The sequence below is a fragment of the Corallococcus sp. CA053C genome, assembly GCF_003611675.1.
Classification (GTDB): Bacteria; Myxococcota; Myxococcia; order Myxococcales; family Myxococcaceae; genus Corallococcus.
In genome coordinates, this window is the sequence record NZ_RAWA01000003.1 from 51147 (window position 1) to 67421 (window position 16275).

Below are 16275 nucleotides of genomic sequence, written 5' to 3' on the forward strand. Positions count from 1 at the left end.
CGTTCATCCGCCGACCAGCAGCGCCGCCGGGTCCCACGTCCCCACGCGCTCGGGAACCAGGCCCAGCCGCACGTCGTGGGCCTTCCCCAGGGCCTCGTCCATCACCACCACCGTCTCCGCCACCCAGCGCAGACACTTCCTCGCCAGCCAGTCGTCCCGTTGCCTGCGCGCGACGTTCACCGTGTAGCGCTGCAACCGGCGCAGCCGGTCCCTCGACGGTCCGTGCCGCTCCAGGTCCGCCACCAACACCGGTGCATCGCCGTAGGGGATGACCACTGGCGCGGACCAGTCGTCCTCGATGAACTGGAAGCGCGCTGCCGTCTCCCGGAAGCGCAACGCCTCGCGCTGCTCCTGGATCCCCTTGGCATCCAGCGTCTTCGCCGCGTAGAGGCGCTTGAAGTAGGGCGCGAACGACGTGGGGTCGAAGAGGTCCAGGTCCGGGTTTGCCCCTAGTAACGCACGCGTGACGCCTAACGCCGTGCGCGGAACCCCGGGCGGCGGCTCGGTGGCTGACAGGAACACCCGCAGCTCACCCAGCCCCACCAGCCTTCCCTCCCGGTTGCAGCGACCCGCTGCCTGGGCCAGTGCATCCAGACCGCCCAGGGCGCGGTAGACGACTGGGAAGTCCAGGTCCACGCCCGCCTCCACCAACTGCGTGGACACCACGCGCACGGGCTCCCCCTTGTCGCTCCGGGCGCGAATCTCCTGCAGCACCTCGCTGCGATGCGCCGGGCACATGAGTGCGGAGAGGTGGAACGTCCGCGTGTCCCCCAGCCGCCGGTCCAATGCCTCGCAGACCCGCCGGGCATCGTCGCGACGGTGGACGATGGCCAGCACGCTCGGCTCCTCGGCCAGCTCCTCCGCGAGCTGCTCGTGTGTCAGGGGCTCTTCCGACACAGGCCAGCGCACACGCACGCGGCGCAGGCGCCGGAATGCCTCCCGGGGGTCGGGAATGATTTCACGCACCTGCTCGAAGCCTTCGGTCAGGCCGGGCCGCTGTCCCAGCGCGGGCTGCGTGGCGGTGCAGATGACCAGCGACGCCCCATGGTCGGACACCAGCGTGCGCAACATGTCCAGCAGGGGCGTCAGCAGACCGGGAGGCAGCGTCTGGGCTTCATCGAGCACGATGACGCTGCCCGCAAGCCGGTGCAGCTTGCGGCAGGCGCCGGGCCGGTTCGCGAACAGGCTGTCGAAGAGTTGGGCCGTCGTAGTCACGACGACGGGCCGGTCCCAGTTCTCCGCCGCCACGCGGTTGCGCGGCGTCTCACGCTCCGGGTCACCGCCGGAGTGATGCTCCAACACTGCATCCTCTCCGAGCGCCTGCGTGTAGACCGCCGCGTTCTGCTCGATGATGGAGGTGAAGGGGATGGCCACCACCACGCGCTCCAACCCGTGCCGCGCGGCGTGCTCCAGGGCGAAGGCCATGGACGCCAGCGTCTTGCCACCTCCCGTGGGCACCGTCAGGCTGAAGACGCCCGGCGGTTCCACTGCCTTCGCAACACATGCCTCCAACACCCCGGCGCGGACCTGATTCACCTCTGACAGCGGCCCCTGCCCCCGGATGCGCTCGCGCATCTCCTCCAGGTAGCGCTGGAGCCTGTCGCGAAGGACGGCGATGGGCGGTGGCTCCACGCGCAGGGCCGCGCGCCCGGCGTCGAAGAAGGCTTCCGTGTCCATGAAGTCCGCGTCGCAGAGCGCCGAAAAGAGCATCCGCGTCCAGACCTCCATTCGCCGCCTCAACGCCTTGCGCAGCACGAGCGAGGCGGGAGCTCCCATCAGGAAATCAGGCAGCGAAGGAGGTGCCTCCGCGCGCAGCAGGTCCTCCGGAACGGGCCGCTCCAGCACTTGCGCATACAGCCGCTGCCGGGACTCCTGGGTGAGCCGATCCGCCAATGCCTCCGCGTCCGCCAATCCTGCATGGTGTCCGGCGATGACGAACGCCAGGGGCGTTGCCAGGTCCACTCCCAGGACGCGTCTTGCATGGAGGGCCCCCGCAGTGGAGTGGTCCCGGGGCCCCGCCGGCCCCTCCTCCAGGTGAGCCTCCAGCCCGTTCTCCCGACGAATCATGTTCTGGAAGGCCGGCACGTACTTCCCCAGGTCGTGCCACCGTCCCGCAAGCCGTGCCCACTCCGCGGAGTTGAAGCGCTGCGCGAAGCGTGCAGCCTTCTCCCCCACGCATTCCAGGTGCTCCCGGAGCAGATGCGGCCGGCCTTGCTCATCCACGTGAGCCCAGTCGGACTGATCAGCAGGAGTGCGTGGCGAGTCGGACAGGATGCCCCCCAAGCAAGAGAGGGGCGGAAGCGTGGCTCATGCCCTGAGCGCCCCGACATCCCCCAGAAGAGGAGTATCGGACCGGCCCCATGTGTGCCTCACCAGCGCTGCCCCCGCCCCACTCCGATCATTAACAGACATTGACAGGCACTCTTCGACACGTAACGCGAAGCGTCACCTGCCTATCGTCTGTTCGTCTTCAAAACCCCCGCAGGAGTCGCCCATGTCGACGGTCTACGAAGCACCGGGTCAGAAGGGCAGCAAGGTCCAGTACCTCAGCCGCTACGGCAACTACATTGGCGGTCAGTTCGTGCCGCCCGTGAAGGGCCAGTACTTCGAGAACGTCAGCCCGGTCACCGGACGCCCCTTCTGTGAGGTCCCGCGCTCCACCGCCGAGGACATCGAGAAGGCGCTCGACGCCGCCCACAAGGCGAAGGACGCCTGGGGGAAGACGCCTCCCGCGGAGCGCGCGAACATCCTCAACCAGATCGCGGACCGCATGCAGCAGAACATCGAGATGCTCGCCGTCTCCGAGTCCTGGGACAACGGCAAGCCCATCCGTGAATGTCTCGCCGCGGACCTGCCGCTCGCCATCGACCACTTCCGCTACTTCGCCGGGTGCATCCGCGCGCAGGAAGGGTCGCTCAGCCAGTTGGATGACCACACCGTCGCGTACCACTTCAACGAGCCGTTGGGCGTCGTCGGGCAGATCATCCCGTGGAACTTCCCGCTGCTGATGGCCGCGTGGAAGATGGCCCCCGCGCTCGCCGCCGGTAACTGCATCGTCCTCAAGCCCGCGGAGCAGACGCCCGTCACCATCCTCAAGTTCGCGGAGCTGGTGGGCGACCTGCTGCCCCCCGGCGTCCTCAACATCGTCAATGGCTTCGGCATCGAGGCGGGCAAGCCGCTCGCGAGCAGCCGGCGCATCTCCAAGATTGCCTTCACGGGTGAGACCACCACCGGTCGCCTCATCATGCAGTACGCGTCCGAGAACCTCATCCCGGTGACGCTGGAGCTGGGCGGCAAGTCCCCCAACATCTTCTTCGAGGACTGCTTCGCGAAGGACGACGACTTCGCCCAGAAGGCGCTGGAGGGCTTCGCCATGTTCGCCCTCAACCAGGGCGAGGTGTGCACCTGCCCGTCGCGCTCGCTCGTCGCCGAGCGCTTCTACGACGAGTTCATGCACAAGGCCGTGGAGCGCACGAAGCGCATCGTGCAGGGCAACCCGCTGGACCCCGCCACGCAGATTGGCGCGCAGGCGTCCAATGATCAGCTGGAGAAGATCCTCTCCTACCTGGACATCGGGAAGAAGGAGGGCGCGAAGGTGCTCATCGGCGGCGGCCGCAAGGCGCTGCCCGGCGCGCTCGCGGAGGGCTTCTACGTGGAGCCCACCATCTTCGAGGGCCACAACAAGATGCGCGTGTTCCAGGAGGAGATCTTCGGCCCCGTCGTCGCGGTGGCGAAGTTCAAGGACGCGGAGGACGCGCTCGCGCAGGCCAACGAGACGCTCTACGGCCTGGGCGCGGGCGTGTGGACGCGCGACACCAACACCGCCTACCGCATGGGCCGGGGCATCCACGCCGGGCGCGTCTGGGTGAACTGCTACCACCTGTACCCCGCGCACGCGGCGTTCGGCGGCTACAAGCAGTCCGGCATCGGCCGCGAGAACCACAAGATGATGCTCAATCACTACCAGCAGACGAAGAACATGCTCGTCAGCTACGACCCCAAGCCCATGGGCTTCTTCTAGGGATGCCCGTCCCCCGCGTCGAAGTGACGCCCGCCGCCCAGGCCCTGCTCCACAAGATGCAGGGCCTCCACGGCCCGTTGCTCTTCCACCAGTCCGGTGGTTGCTGCGACGGCAGCGCGCCCATGTGCTTCCCGCGCGGCGACTTCCGCGTGGGCCAGGAGGACGTGTACCTGGGGCAGATCGTCGGCACGCCCTTCTACATGTCCGGTTCGCAGTTCGAGTACTGGCGCCACACCCACCTCACCGTGGACGTGGTGCCCGGTCGCGGCAGCGGCTTCTCCGTCGAAGCCCCCGAAGGCGTGCGCTTCCTCATCCGCTCGCGCCTGTTCACCGACGACGAGCACCGCGCGCTGGAAGGCGAAGGGCCTCCACCCAAGGGGCCCCAGCACTGAGCGGACGCGCCCTGCCCTCCCCTACGACGTCGGGGGAGCGCGGGGCAGCCGCAGCGTGAAGGTGGCGCCCTGCCCCGGCTGGCTGTCCACGTCGATGCGGCCGCCCAGCGCTTCGACGATCTGGCGGCTGATGTAGAGCCCCAGGCCCATGCCGCCGTAGTGCCGGTCCGACACGGCGCGCTCGAAGCGACCGAAGAGGCGCGGCAGCGCGTCCGCTTCAATGCCGATGCCAGCGTCGCTGACCTCCACCCAGGCCTCGTCCTCCGCGTTGAGGCCCGCGCGCACCGACACCGGACAGCCCGCGCCGTACTTCGCCGCGTTGGTGAGCAGGTTCACCAGCACCTGGTCCAGCCGGAGCGCGTCCCACTGGCCGGTGAGCGTGCGCGGCAACTCCAGCCGCAGCAGGCACTTCGCCTGGGTGAACAGGTCCGACGTCCGCTCCACCGCGTCGCGCGTCACCTGCACCAGGTCCACCTCCGCGCGCTCCAGCACCAGCTTGCCCAATGACAGACGGCTGACGTCCAGCAGGTTGTCCACCAGCGCCGTCAACCGCAGCACCTGCCGCTGCGCGGTGGCCAGCCGGGTGGTCACCGGCCCCGTCAGCCCCGCCACCTCCAGCCCCCGGCCAATCAGGTTGTGCTGGAGGATGAGGCTGGTGAGCGGCGTCTTCAATTCGTGGCTCGCCACGGAGAGGAACTCGTCGCGCAGGCGCACCGCGGACTGCGCGTCGTGGAAGAGCCGCGCGTTCTCCAGCGCCACGCTCAAGCGCAGCGCCAGCTCCTCCGCCATCGTCACGTCCGCGGCCACCAGCATGCGCTGCGCGCCCGCGGTGAACAGCGTGATGACGCCCAGCGTGCGCCCCCGGGAGCGCAGCGGCACCGACAGCACCGACGTGGGCGCCAGGCTGTCCATCAGGTCCCGGTGCGCGTCGCTCGCGGACATCCCGAGGCATCGCGGAGCGTCCAGGGGCGCGACGAAGCAGACCTCGCCCGACGCGAAGCACTGGAGCGCGGGATGCCCCGGCCCCCGGCCTGGCTCCGTCAGGGAGGCCCGCATCCGCGCTTCGAGCGCGGGCACGCGGTGCGCCACCGTCACCCGCCGCAGGGTGCCGTCCGGCTCCGCCAGGTCCACCAGGCAGCCGGTGGCCACGTGGTTCGCCACCAGCTTCGCCACCTCCGGCAGCGCCTGCTCCACGTCGTCCAGGCGCAGCGCCAGAACGCGGCTCGCGTCCAGGAGCAGTTGCAGCCGCTCCTCCGCTTCCTTGCGCCGCGTGATGTCCGCCATGGCGCCGGTGACGAACGCCACCTTCCCGTCCGGCCCGGTCAGGGACTGACCCACGCTGTGCACCCAGCGGATGCCGCCGTCGCGGCGCACCAGGCGGAACTCCTGCTCGAAGACGGCGGGGGCCCTCAGCTGGTGCCGCACGAACTCCGGCTCCAACATGGCCAGGTCGTCCGGGTGCACGTACTGGAGGAAGTCGCCCATGTCGTTCGTGGACTCCACCGCGGGCAGCCCCAGCATGTGGTTGAGCGCCGCGTCCCGCACCTCTTGCCCGCGGCGCAGGTCCAGCCGCCACGTGCCCACGTCGCCCGTCACCAGCGCCTGGCGCAGCCGCTCCGTGCGCTCGCGCAGGGCCTCGTAGAGGGAGGCCCGCTCCAGCGCCTGCGCGCACTGGTGCGCCAGCGCCTCCAGGAAGGCGCGCTCCGACGACGAGAAGGCGCGCGACTCCGGCCACGCGAGCAGCAAGAGCCCCCGCACCCGCGTCTCGCCCCACAGCGGCACCACCGCGCGAGCGCCCGGCCCCAGGCTGCGCGCGAACTGCGCATCCTGGGGGTGCTGGGCGATGAACTCCTCCAGCGAGGCGAACCACCCCGCCTCGTGTCGGCTGTCCTGGCGCGCCGTCGGGGGGCCACCCTCCTCGCCCGGATGCCGGGTGAAGTGGCCCAGCGCATCGTCCGGATAGCCCAGCAGGCGCAGGGGCCGCAGGCGGCCGTCCTCCTCCAATCCCAGCACCGCGACGCGCATGGCGCCGCTGGCCTCCCACACCTCGCGCGCCAGCACCTGCGCCACCGCGTCCTCGGTGGCCGCGCGGGACAGCGCCGCCGTCACCGCCTGGAGCCGCGCCGTGCGCGCCTGGGCCTGACGGGCTTCGCCGTACAGCAAGGCATTGTCCAGGGAGAGCCCGGCGCGCCGGGCCAGCTCGCGCGCCAGCTCCAGCTCGCGCGCGCCGTAGCGGCGGTCGGGCGCGCTGGAAATCAATGACAGACATCCCAGCACCCGGCCGCGCACCTCCAGCGGGACCCGCATCACGGAGCGACACTCCAGGCGCCGGAGCTCGGCGAGCAGCAGGTCTCCCGCGGCGACGGCCTCGTCGAGCCGGGCTTCGGACACCTCCGACAGGAGGAACGGCTCACCGGTGCCCAGCACGCGGCCCACGCCCCGGGGGTCGTTCACCTGCACGGGCCAGCGCTCCGCGAGCGCGTACACGTCGCACACCCGCGCGGGGTCCTTGTGCGCCGCGGCCCTGCGCACCACCGTGCCGTCGGCGGTGAGGAGATCCACCGCGCAACAGTCCGCGAGGCCCGGCACCACCAGGTCCGCCAGCTGGCGCAGCACCGTGGGCTCATCCAACGACGACGCCAGCGCCTCGCCCGCGCGGGCCAGGAAGGCGAAGCGCCCCTCCTCCACGAGCGGGGACGCGGCTCCGGGCATCGCGGCCGCGGCGTCCACGGTCTGGCTCATGGACGGAGACGGAGGGCTCACCTCCCGGGTACGGCCTCCGGACGGAACATTCTCCGCCGCCTCGCCCATGCCCATGACCGTCACCGCCACGGTGTCGTCCTCCCGCAGCGCGTAGGCGAGCCCGGACGCGGCCTCCGCACCCGCGCCTACCGGGGCCGCTTCCGAAAGTCGGAGTTCGTTCGTCGCCCCCTCCTCCGTCAGCAAGGACGGCGGCCGAGGCTCACTGGAGGGCTCGGAGGCAGGCTCGTGAGAGGGTTCGGGCATGGGAGGGACGGGTCATGGCGCCACGAGGGCGGCGCCGCTGCACCACAAGGTCGCTCGGATAATGACGGCCCCCGCCGCCCACAAGACGCCAGGGCCCCCGGATTCGGGGCGAGTGTCCGCCAGCCAACCCGTCCGCCCGCTCGCCGCGGATCAGCGCACACGGGCCCTCAAGCGGGCGGGTTCCACCACACGGGGCCCTTGTCCTGGATGGCCGCGTGCGCGCGCTCGCGCACCGCTTGGAGCGCGGCCGCGTCCAGGGGACGGAAGGCAGCGGCCGCGTGCAGCGCGGCGTCCTGTTCGTTGGGAAAGCCCAGGCCCAGCAACATCACGTCCGGATCCAACGTGAGCGTGTAGTGCACGCACTCCGCCACGGACAGGTGCGGCAGCACCGGCGTGTCCCGCGCCTCGCCGCCGGAGGACACCTTGCCGCGCGGACGCGCCTGGAGCGGCCGGCCGTAGCCCTCCGTGTCCCCCAACAGCTTGCCCGCGCCGAACGTCTTGAAGGACACCACGCCCACGCCCCGCTCGCGCGCCAGGGGCAGCACCTGCTCCACGTAGCGCGCGTCCACGAACGGGCCCAGCGGGAACATCACCACGTCACACCGCCCGGAGCGCACCGCCGCCAGCAGCGCGTCCGGGTGGTGACAGGAGATGCCCCGGAAGCGCGCCTGGCCCTTCGCCACGCACGCCTCCAATTGCTCCATCGCCCCACCCGGCCGGGCCAATTCCTCCCACTGCGCCAGCGACCGCACCGCGTGCAGCGCGAACAGGTCCACCGAGGGCAGGCCCAGCCTCGCGAGGCTCGCCTCCACCTGCGGCGCCACCGGCGCGTCCAGCACGTCCACCTTGTCGATGACGAACACGCCCTCGCGCCGGCCGCGCAGGGCCTCGCCGACAACCTCCTCGCTCAGGCCGTCCTCGTAGCCGGGCGCGGTGTCGATGACGTTGAGCCCCGCGTCCAGCGCGCGGCGCAGCGTGGCCACCAGTTGCTCGCGCGGCACCGTCCGGTCCGCCAGATCACCAATACCCACCGCCGTCGCGGTGAAGCCCGTGCGCCCCAAGGCCCGGCGCGGGGTGAAACGGGGAAGCGATGCATCCGCCATGGTGTGACTCCTCCCAGAATCACAACATCTCACCCGGCGCTACGCCCCGCCCGGTTCTTGTCCCAGATGGCTCCGAGGATGAGCAGGTAGGCGAACAGCCGGACGACGTACAGGTAGTGCCGGCGCTCCTCGTCCAGGCTGGGGCCCACCAGCACGGTGAGCAGGTTGTTGAGCCCCATCAGCGCGAACGCCAGCGCGAAGAGGGCGAACAGCCGGTCCTTGGATTGACGGTGGAAGCGCAGGAAGAACAGGGCGCACGCGAGGTACGCCATCATCACCGCGCCATCGAGCAGGGGCTTGATCATGGCGTGCCGTCCTTCAGGACACGTCCCAGATGAGGCCGAAGAGCAGCACGCCGCTGGCCACGAGCGACGTGAGCGTGCGCGCCAGCGACAGGTCCTGGTCGGGGATGAGCACCAGGTCCACGAAGAGCAGCACGTTGTTGACGGTGAAGATGCTGAAGCACAGGCCGCTGTAGAGCAGCAGCTTCATCCGCGTGCGCCGCCACGCGCGCAGCAACAGCACCGCGCACGTCACGCTCGTCAACGCGCACAGGAGGTAGACCGCTTCAGCCATGGCCCTTGCCATCCTTGTCCGGCTTCAAGACGAACGCGTCCGCGAAGCCCCGCACGCGGTCCATCGGCCGGGAGAAGATGAACGAAATCACACTCACGCGCCGTCCCGCGTAGCTGGCCGCCAGCTCCGCGGCCGACTTCACGTCATCCGACTGGGCGGGGCTGAAGCGGAAGGCCTCGCCCGGACTCCCATCCTGGACGAGCAGCCCTGCCGCCTTGAGCTCCTCCAGCCGGCGGGCCGCGGAGGCTTCGGTGATGCGCAGTTCCAGGGCCACCGCCGGCGCCGTCCACACCCGGTCCGTCCGGGCCCGAAGCAGGAGGAGGACCTCCAGCTTCTCGATGGAATCGATGTGCGTCGTGATGAAGCGCTGGACCCGGGGAGTGAGGTCGGCGTCGGTCACGCCTCCACCTATGGACCCAGGTATTTTGTGAATCAACCTTTTCCATCGCAGCGGTTGTTCACAGTCTCACACGAGCCCGTCTCCCCGCCTGCGCGGGGTGCGTCATGGCTGGCGGCCCCTGATTCCGCCTAGTTGCGGACGCGCGGGGGCGGGGCCCGCACCCGGACGTCCATCCGCGCCTCGCCGGCCACCATGCTGCTGATGGCCACGGGCTGCTCCGGCGACACGCGGGCCACGGCGCGCAGGGCGGCCACGAGGATGAGGGCCTCCAGGCTGGAGGGGACGCTCACGCCCTGCGGGCCGGACTTGAGGGGCAGGGGCAGCCGGGGCACGCGGCCGGCGGCGGCCAGGGCGTCCACGGCGTAGGCGGGGGTGGCCTCCAGCGAGACGGCGATGGCGGGCAGCGCCTTGGCCTCCTCCGTCTGGCCGTGCACCTGGAGCTCCAGCAGCCACGCCAGCGCGCCGGGCCGCTCATAGAGGGCCAGGCCCGTGAGGCCGTCGTCGGCGTAGAAGACGCAGCCCTCGTAGGTGTGTTCGTGCGCGCCGGTGACGTCCACGACGAAGGGCTGGCCGTCATCCCAGTGCAGCCAGGGCTTCGCGTCCCAGTACTCCGTGGAGGCCTGGACGAAGAGCAGCGCCTTGTCCGAGCCCAGGCCGGACAGGCCGCGCTGGCCCCACGCGAGGAACGTGGCGATGGCCGCGCGCGCGGAGAGCGCCGCCTGCGGGGGCGGCTCCACGGCGAGGCCCAGCTGCGCGGCGGCGTCCGCGAGCGCGGGCTCGCACCGCACCTGGGACGGGTCCTCCACCCCGGCGAGGAGCGCGCGGAGGCCGGCGACGTCCTCCTGTTCGAAGACGGGGGCGGACGGGTCGCCCGCCTCGCCGATGCGCAGGTACACCCCGGTGGTGCCGAGGGAGAGGGGGACGGGGCCCAGCTTGAGCAGGTGGAACATGGCGCGTGCCTCAGCCTTCCCGCGCGCGGTGCGCGTCCAGCACCTTGCGCACCTGCTTCATCAGGGCGCGGATGTCGAAGGGCTTCTGGAGGAACTCCATGCCGGGGTGCAGGCGCTTGAGGCCGTTGACGTCCACGGCGCTCATGCCCAGCACGGCGATGCGGCTCAGCGTGGGGTCCTGCTGGAGGCGCTCGATGAGGGCGGGGCCATCCAGCACGGGCATCATCCAGTCGGTGAGCACCAGGTCCGGCTTCACCTCCGCCATGCGCTCCAGCGCCTCACGGCCATGAGACGCCGTCAGCACGCGGTAGCCCTCTTCCCGCAAGAGGTCCGCGAGCGCCTCCAGGATGCCCTGTTCGTCGTCCACCACCAGCACGGTCTCGGTCGCGGGAACCACGGGTCCTCTGGGGGTCAGGAGTGGTTGCCCGGGAAGCGGGCGATGCCGGTGAGCAGCAACTCAGGGGACGGCTGGAACGGAGGCTGGACCTCGATGCCCTGGGGCGTGATGAGGAATTCGCGCAGCGTCGGGTCGTAGTCCGCGTCCCGCAGCTTGAAGATGGAGAGCAGCCGCCGCAGCCGGCCGTTGAGCTCCAGGTGGCGCATGAACAGCAGGTTCTCCGCCACGCCGGACAGGCCGGTGCCCAGCGGCACGTCCATGTCCGGGCCGAAGAGGCGGGGCGTCTCCAGCGTGAAGAACGTCGTCACGCCGTTGCGGCGCAGCTCCTGCGTGAGCGCGGCGAAGAAGGGGCTGATGCGCGCGGGTTCGTGGGACGTCTCCACCATCGCGCTCAGGCCGTCCACGAACAGGCGCTTCACGCCGCGCTTGCGCACGTCCTCCAGCATCGTGTGCGCGACCAGGTCCAGGTTGCACTCGGCGGGCATGTTCCAGTGCAGCGCCAGCCGGCCGTCCTTCACCGCGGTGCCCAGCGCGAGCCCCACGTTGGCCGCCTTGTGCAGCAGCCGGTCCGGGCCCTCGTAGAAGCTCACCATCAGGCCGGGCTCGCCCAGGCGCAGGCCTTCGGCCAGGTGGCTCGCGCCGAGGATGGTTTTTCCGCAGCCGGGAGGCCCCATCACCAGCGTGGTGGACGCGGCCGCGATGCCCTCGGGGATCATCGCGTCCAGCGTGGGCACGCCGAAGCGCACGCGCTGCGTGCCCCAGTCCGGCGGCTGCGCGCGGCTGACCACCGACTCCAGGCGGGGGAACACCTCCACGCCCGCCTCGGAGATGCGGAAGTGGTGCGAACCGCTGAGGCTCGCGCTGCCCCGGAACTTGCGCACCTGCAGCTCGCGCCACGAGCGCATGGCCACGGTGCGCTCGCGCAGCTCCAGGATGCCGTCCACCATCGTGTACTCGGGGTGCACGGTGGGGCCCACGCTGCTCGTGAGCAGCAGCGCGGTGAAGCGCGACAGGCCGGCGGACACCTGGAGCTCGTGGATGAACTTCTTGAAGTCGCGGCTGCTGCCCGCGGCCTCCTGCGCCTGCACCAGCCCGTCCAGCACGAGGATGCCCGCGCCGTGGTTGCGCATCTCCCGGCGCAACAGCTCCAGCAGGCCCGGCAGCCCCTGCTCCTCCAGCACCCGGAAGCCGCTGACGTAGTAGATGCGCTGCGGCAGCTGCGAGGCGTCGAAGAACGACATGCTCCGCAGGTTCGCGAGCATGCGCGAATGGGACTCCGCCAGCAGCGTCACGTAGAGGCAGCGCGTGCCCAGGCGCGCCTGCTCGTAGCAGAGCTGGTTGGCGAGGAGGGTCTTCCCCGCGCCCGGCTCCCCCACGACGATGTAGACGCCCGACGCCACCAGCCCGCCGCCCAGGATGGGGTCCAGTCCCGGCACGCCTGTCACGATGCGGTCGAAGACGGGAGGGTGCTGCTCGGTAGGGGACATGGCGACCGCTCATACCGTAAAACCGCGCATGTCGCCCCGGCGTTTTTGGGGCGCCTGCCCGCCTGGAGTCCGCCCCGTGGAAACCCTCGTCCGGCTCGCTGAAGGCCTGGGCCGCTTCTCCTCGCGCTTCGTGCCCAGCGCGTTCGCCATCGCCGTGCTGCTCACCCTGCTCACGATGGCGCTCGCCCTGGGCTGGGTGGGCGCCCCGCCCACGGCCGTGCTGGACGCGTGGGGCGGCGGCTTCTGGGAGCTGCTCACGTTCTCCATGCAGATGGCGCTGGTGATGTTCACCGGCTACCTGCTCGCCCTCACCGCGCCGGTGAAGGCGCTCCTGGAGAAGGTCGCGAGCCTGCCCCAAAGCCCCCGCGGCGCCACGGCCCTGATGGCCTTCGTGTCCATGGCGCTCGCGTACTTCAACTGGGGACTGTCATTGGTGGCCAGCGCCATGCTGGTGCGCTTCATCGCGCGGCGGCGCCCGGACGTGGACTACCGGCTGCTGGTGGCGTGCGCGTACTTCGGCCTGGGCGCCACGTGGCACGCGGGCCTGTCCGCCTCCGCCCCGCTGCTCGTCGCGACGCCGGGCCACTTCCTGGAGAAGCAGCTGGGGATCATCCCCATCGACCGGACGCTGTTCTCCGCCTTCAACATCGGCCTCACCCTGGCCGCCGTCGCGCTGCTCACCGCGCTCGCCTGGGCGCTGCACCCGTCCCCGGAGCGCACCGTGCGCGTGGAGCCCCAGGTGCTGGAGAAGCTGGGGGACTTCACCCCGCCCTCCAGGCCATCCGGCAAGCTGAGCCCCGCGGAGTGGTTGGATCATGCGTGGCTGCTCAATGTCATCTTCGGCGTGCTGGGCCTGGTGTGGTTTGGCCGGCACCTGTGGCTGCACGGCGGCTGGCGCGCGCTCAACCTCAACGTGGTGAACTTCACGTTCCTGGTGCTGGCGGTGCTGCTGCACGGCACGCCCGCGCGGCTGCTCAAGGCGAGCGAGGAGGCCGCGGGCGTGCTGCACGGCATCGTGCTGCAGTTCCCGCTGTACGCGGGCATCTACGGCATCTTCAAGGCCACGGGGCTGACGGACCGCATCGGAGAGCTGTTCGTGTCGCTCTCCACGCGTGAGACGTTCCCCGCCATCGTGTACCTGTACAGCGGCGTGGTGAACTACTTCGTGCCCTCCGGCGGCTCCAAGTGGGCCATTGAAGCGCCCTACCTGCTGGAGGCCGCGGGCCGGCTGGGCGTGGCGCCGGAGAAGGTGGTGCTGGCGTATGCGTGGGGCGACATGGCCACCGACCTCATCCAGCCCTTCTGGGCGCTGCCGCTGCTGGCCGTGGCGCGGTTGGAGTTCAAGGACATCCTCGGCTTCCTCCTGGTGGCGTTCCTCGCCTACCTGCCGCTGGTGACCCTGGGCTTCTTCCTCTTCGGGTAGGACGGGAAGCGGGTGTTTCATGGTAGACACGTCCCCACGTGGCCGGACGTGGGCCGGCCCGCTTCAACACCAAACGAGGGGACCCCGGAACATGAAGAGCTTGATCAACGGAAGCGTGCTGTGCGCGGTGCTGGGTGTGGCGACGGTCGCGGGAGCGCAGGATGCGGCGGCCCCGGCGGCCCCCGCGGGTGAGGCCGTGAAGGCCCCCAGCGCGGACGCGGTGCGCGACACCTGGAACTACTTCTACAAGGGCCAGGGCCAGGGCCCGGTGCTGGTGGAAGCCAAGCTGTGCACCGAGGTGGCCAAGGAAGGCGCCAACAAGTTCGAGTGCATCACCGAGGTGGGCCCCGAGGGCGTCAAGGCGGGCACCTCCGTGATGCTGTGGCAGAGCTACCTGGTGCCCCAGGGCGACTCCATCGACGACCTCACGGTGCAGGTGAAGCAGGGCGCCACCGTGCGCGAGACGAAGGACGTGAAGGTGAAGGGTGAAGGCTGGCGCGCCCGGCAGTGGACCGGCGTGAAGCTGGCGAAGCCCGGCGCGTGGACCGTCGTCATCATGCGCGGCGACAAGGTGCTCAAGGAAGTGCCGGTGAAGGTGCTGTAGTCGTCTGCCTGGCCGCAATCACTTGCATGGCACGCACGCCCGCGCAGGTCCCCATGAGGGCGACCCGCGCGGGCGTCGGCGTTTCAAGGGCAGCCTACGGTTTGAAGACTTCGTCGCCCCGGGGCGTCAGCGCGGTCCAGCTGTTGTTGCGGAGGTTGAGCGCCCGGAACCTCGGACCCGTCGTCCAATCCCCCATCAGCACGAAGAGGTGGGGCCGGGTGATGAGCGGGCCCTTCACGGAGCGCTCCGTGACCGTGGTGCCCACCAGCCCCCGGATGGCGTAGTGGAAGTAGGAGCCTGTCGTGTCGGTGCCCGTCGGCGCGGGGAAGGCTGCCCCGGTGGCGGGACCGCCCACCGCGCCATACGTCACGTCGGGGATGACGCTCGTGAACGTGGTCCCCCGGCTGGAGCCGTCGCCCGCGACGTCGAAGTAGCCAAAGCCAATGCCCTGCGCGGGAGCGGAAGGACAGGCGTTGACGAACCGCACGCGCGCATCCTGCGCGTCCGACGCGAAGGTGTCCGCGACGACGAAGGCCCGGGGCCCCGCGGCGCCCGTCTGTCCCGCCAGCCCGCTCACGACCACCAGGTAGCGGCGGCCCGCCTCCAACGGGCCCGTCTGGAAGGTGTCCAACACGGTCGTGCCCGGGGCTGACTCCAGGGAGAACGTCAGCGCGTGCCCCGTGGGGCTCGCCGGGAGGTCGCCGACGGCCGGATCATTCCCGTAGCGGAAGCCCGTGGCGATGGGCACGCCCTGGCTGCCCACCTTCAACGACTCGCCGTTCACGAGCGCGTGGAAGAAGTAGAGGAGCGGGTCCCGCTTGAGGCGGAGGGCACCGTTCTTCCCCGCGGGGATCAGCAGCAGGGAGGAAGCGCCCGGATCATTCATGGCCCGCCGGTCATCACCCGAGGACACGACGTAGTAGGCAGTCCCCTTCACCAGCGCTCCGGCCGGCAGCGTGAAGCCCACCTCCCCGCTCTGCGAGGGCTCCGGGCTGTCGATGCTGCCTCGCACCAGCAGCCGGGTCGTCGTCTCCGGAATGGCCCGCCCCTTCACCTCCGGATCCGCGGTGAAGGGCGTGACCTCCGGGAGCTCCTCGCCCGAGCCCGTCTTCAGGAGCCGGGGGAAGAAGTCCGCGATCACCTGGTCCGCCGTCACGTGGCGCACCCGGACCTCGCCGGACGGCACGGCGCCGAACGCGTTGTCCTTCAGCGCCAGGAGCTTCGGTGCGTTGACCTCCGACGTGCCCACGCTCGCCACTCCGCCCATCGCCATCAGCGTCAGCCGGTCTCCGTCCGCCAGCGTCACCGCCGCGGTCGTCGCCAGCGCGGGCTCCGTGGGGGCCGCGCCCGCCTTGCGCAGGGAGAACGTGAGGTTCGTGCCCGGCGCGACCGGGACGAAGTCCTTCGTGCCCAGGTCTCCCGGCTCCACGCCGGTGAACACGGCCTGGGAGGTGGCGCTCGAATGGACATCCATCCGGTACCGGGCCGCGTCCCACGGGGTGTTGGCATCGTCGAAGTTGCCCTCGTAGAGCGCGTTGACGACGCGGACGTACGCGGTGGCGACCGGACCCGCATCCGTCCCCGCGTCCACGCCGGCATCCGTCCCCGCGTCCACGCCAGCATCCACACCGGCATCCAGCCCCGCGTCCGCCCCGGCATCCACACCGGCGTCCAGCCCCGCGTCCGCCCCGGCATCCGCACCGGCGTCCGGCGTCGTCGGGGTGGCGGCCACGCACTTCTCCTCCCGGCACGTCCACACCTGGCCCGCGGGGGCCGGGTCCTGGTCGCGGCAGTCGAAGGCGTCGCGACATTCAACGGCATCGCACCCGGCCAGCACCGTGGTCAGGCCCAGGCCGACCACCCACAAGAGTGTCCTCAAGCTGTGTCTCATCACGCGTTCTTCCCTTCCGGGAGTG

Annotated in this window: 14 protein-coding genes; 4 read left to right on the top strand and 10 right to left on the bottom strand. The window is 70.7% G+C overall.

Annotated elements, in window-relative coordinates; genetic code table 11:
* Nucleotides 1-3 precede the first annotated feature (3 nt).
* On the bottom strand, nt 4-2223 hold the full coding sequence (locus tag D7V97_RS00925; RefSeq protein ID WP_255424737.1) for a CRISPR-associated endonuclease Cas3'': 2220 nt from the start codon (nt 2221-2223) through the stop codon (nt 4-6).
* Nucleotides 2224-2494: 271 nt separating this feature from the next.
* Between D7V97_RS00925 and D7V97_RS00930 the strand changes: the two genes are divergently transcribed.
* Together D7V97_RS00930 and D7V97_RS00935 are read left to right on the top strand one after the other, a co-directional pair.
* Complete coding sequence (locus D7V97_RS00930; protein ID WP_120608673.1) at nt 2495-4021, top strand: aldehyde dehydrogenase family protein; 1527 nt, start codon at nt 2495-2497, stop codon at nt 4019-4021.
* Between the two features lie 2 nt (nt 4022-4023).
* Nucleotides 4024-4413, top strand: a complete 390-nt coding sequence (locus D7V97_RS00935; protein ID WP_120608674.1) for a DUF779 domain-containing protein — start codon at nt 4024-4026, stop codon at nt 4411-4413.
* Between the two features lie 21 nt (nt 4414-4434).
* Here the strand turns inward: D7V97_RS00935 and D7V97_RS00940 are convergent, their stop codons facing one another.
* The 8 genes from D7V97_RS00940 to D7V97_RS00975 all read right to left on the bottom strand — a co-directional run bounded on the left by D7V97_RS00940 (nt 4435) and on the right by D7V97_RS00975 (nt 12332).
* Complete coding sequence (locus tag D7V97_RS00940; protein ID WP_120608675.1) at nt 4435-7419, bottom strand: GAF domain-containing protein; 2985 nt, start codon at nt 7417-7419, stop codon at nt 4435-4437.
* Between the two features lie 167 nt (nt 7420-7586).
* Nucleotides 7587-8522, bottom strand: coding sequence for an aldo/keto reductase (locus tag D7V97_RS00945; RefSeq protein WP_120608676.1), 936 nt, complete (start codon nt 8520-8522; stop codon nt 7587-7589).
* A gap of 29 nt (nt 8523-8551) precedes the next feature.
* Nucleotides 8552-8827, bottom strand: coding sequence for a DUF5985 family protein (locus D7V97_RS00950; RefSeq protein ID WP_120608677.1), 276 nt, complete (start codon nt 8825-8827; stop codon nt 8552-8554).
* A 13-nt stretch (nt 8828-8840) separates the two neighbouring features.
* The gene (locus D7V97_RS00955) at nt 8841-9098 is read right to left on the bottom strand and encodes a DUF5985 family protein (RefSeq protein ID WP_120608678.1); all 258 of its coding nucleotides are present in this window, start codon (nt 9096-9098) and stop codon (nt 8841-8843) included.
* Nucleotides 9091-9498, bottom strand: coding sequence for a hypothetical protein (locus D7V97_RS00960; RefSeq protein WP_120608679.1), 408 nt, complete (start codon nt 9496-9498; stop codon nt 9091-9093). The genes D7V97_RS00955 and D7V97_RS00960 overlap by 8 nt, the downstream gene beginning before the upstream one ends.
* A gap of 128 nt (nt 9499-9626) precedes the next feature.
* Complete coding sequence (locus D7V97_RS00965; protein ID WP_120608680.1) at nt 9627-10448, bottom strand: hypothetical protein; 822 nt, start codon at nt 10446-10448, stop codon at nt 9627-9629.
* A 10-nt stretch (nt 10449-10458) separates the two neighbouring features.
* Nucleotides 10459-10845 carry a response regulator gene (locus D7V97_RS00970; RefSeq protein WP_120608681.1) on the bottom strand — a complete coding sequence of 129 codons (387 nt, stop codon included), beginning with the start codon at nt 10843-10845 and terminating at the stop codon, nt 10459-10461.
* Between the two features lie 14 nt (nt 10846-10859).
* Nucleotides 10860-12332 carry an ATPase domain-containing protein gene (locus tag D7V97_RS00975; RefSeq protein WP_120608682.1) on the bottom strand — a complete coding sequence of 491 codons (1473 nt, stop codon included), beginning with the start codon at nt 12330-12332 and terminating at the stop codon, nt 10860-10862.
* 76 nt (nt 12333-12408) lie between these two features.
* On the opposite strand from D7V97_RS00975, the gene D7V97_RS00980 reads away from it, so the two are divergent.
* Both D7V97_RS00980 and D7V97_RS00985 read left to right on the top strand, forming a co-directional pair.
* Nucleotides 12409-13755 (top strand): short-chain fatty acid transporter, encoded by a 1347-nt coding sequence (locus D7V97_RS00980; RefSeq protein WP_120608683.1) that lies wholly within the window; start codon nt 12409-12411, stop codon nt 13753-13755.
* A 91-nt stretch (nt 13756-13846) separates the two neighbouring features.
* Complete coding sequence (locus D7V97_RS00985) at nt 13847-14359, top strand: hypothetical protein (RefSeq protein ID WP_120608684.1); 513 nt, start codon at nt 13847-13849, stop codon at nt 14357-14359.
* Nucleotides 14360-14453: 94 nt separating this feature from the next.
* Here D7V97_RS00985 and D7V97_RS00990 read toward each other — a convergent pair whose 3' ends face one another.
* On the bottom strand, nt 14454-16238 hold the full coding sequence (locus D7V97_RS00990; RefSeq protein WP_147444628.1) for a DUF4397 domain-containing protein: 1785 nt from the start codon (nt 16236-16238) through the stop codon (nt 14454-14456).
* Between the last annotated feature and the right edge of the window lie 37 nt (nt 16239-16275).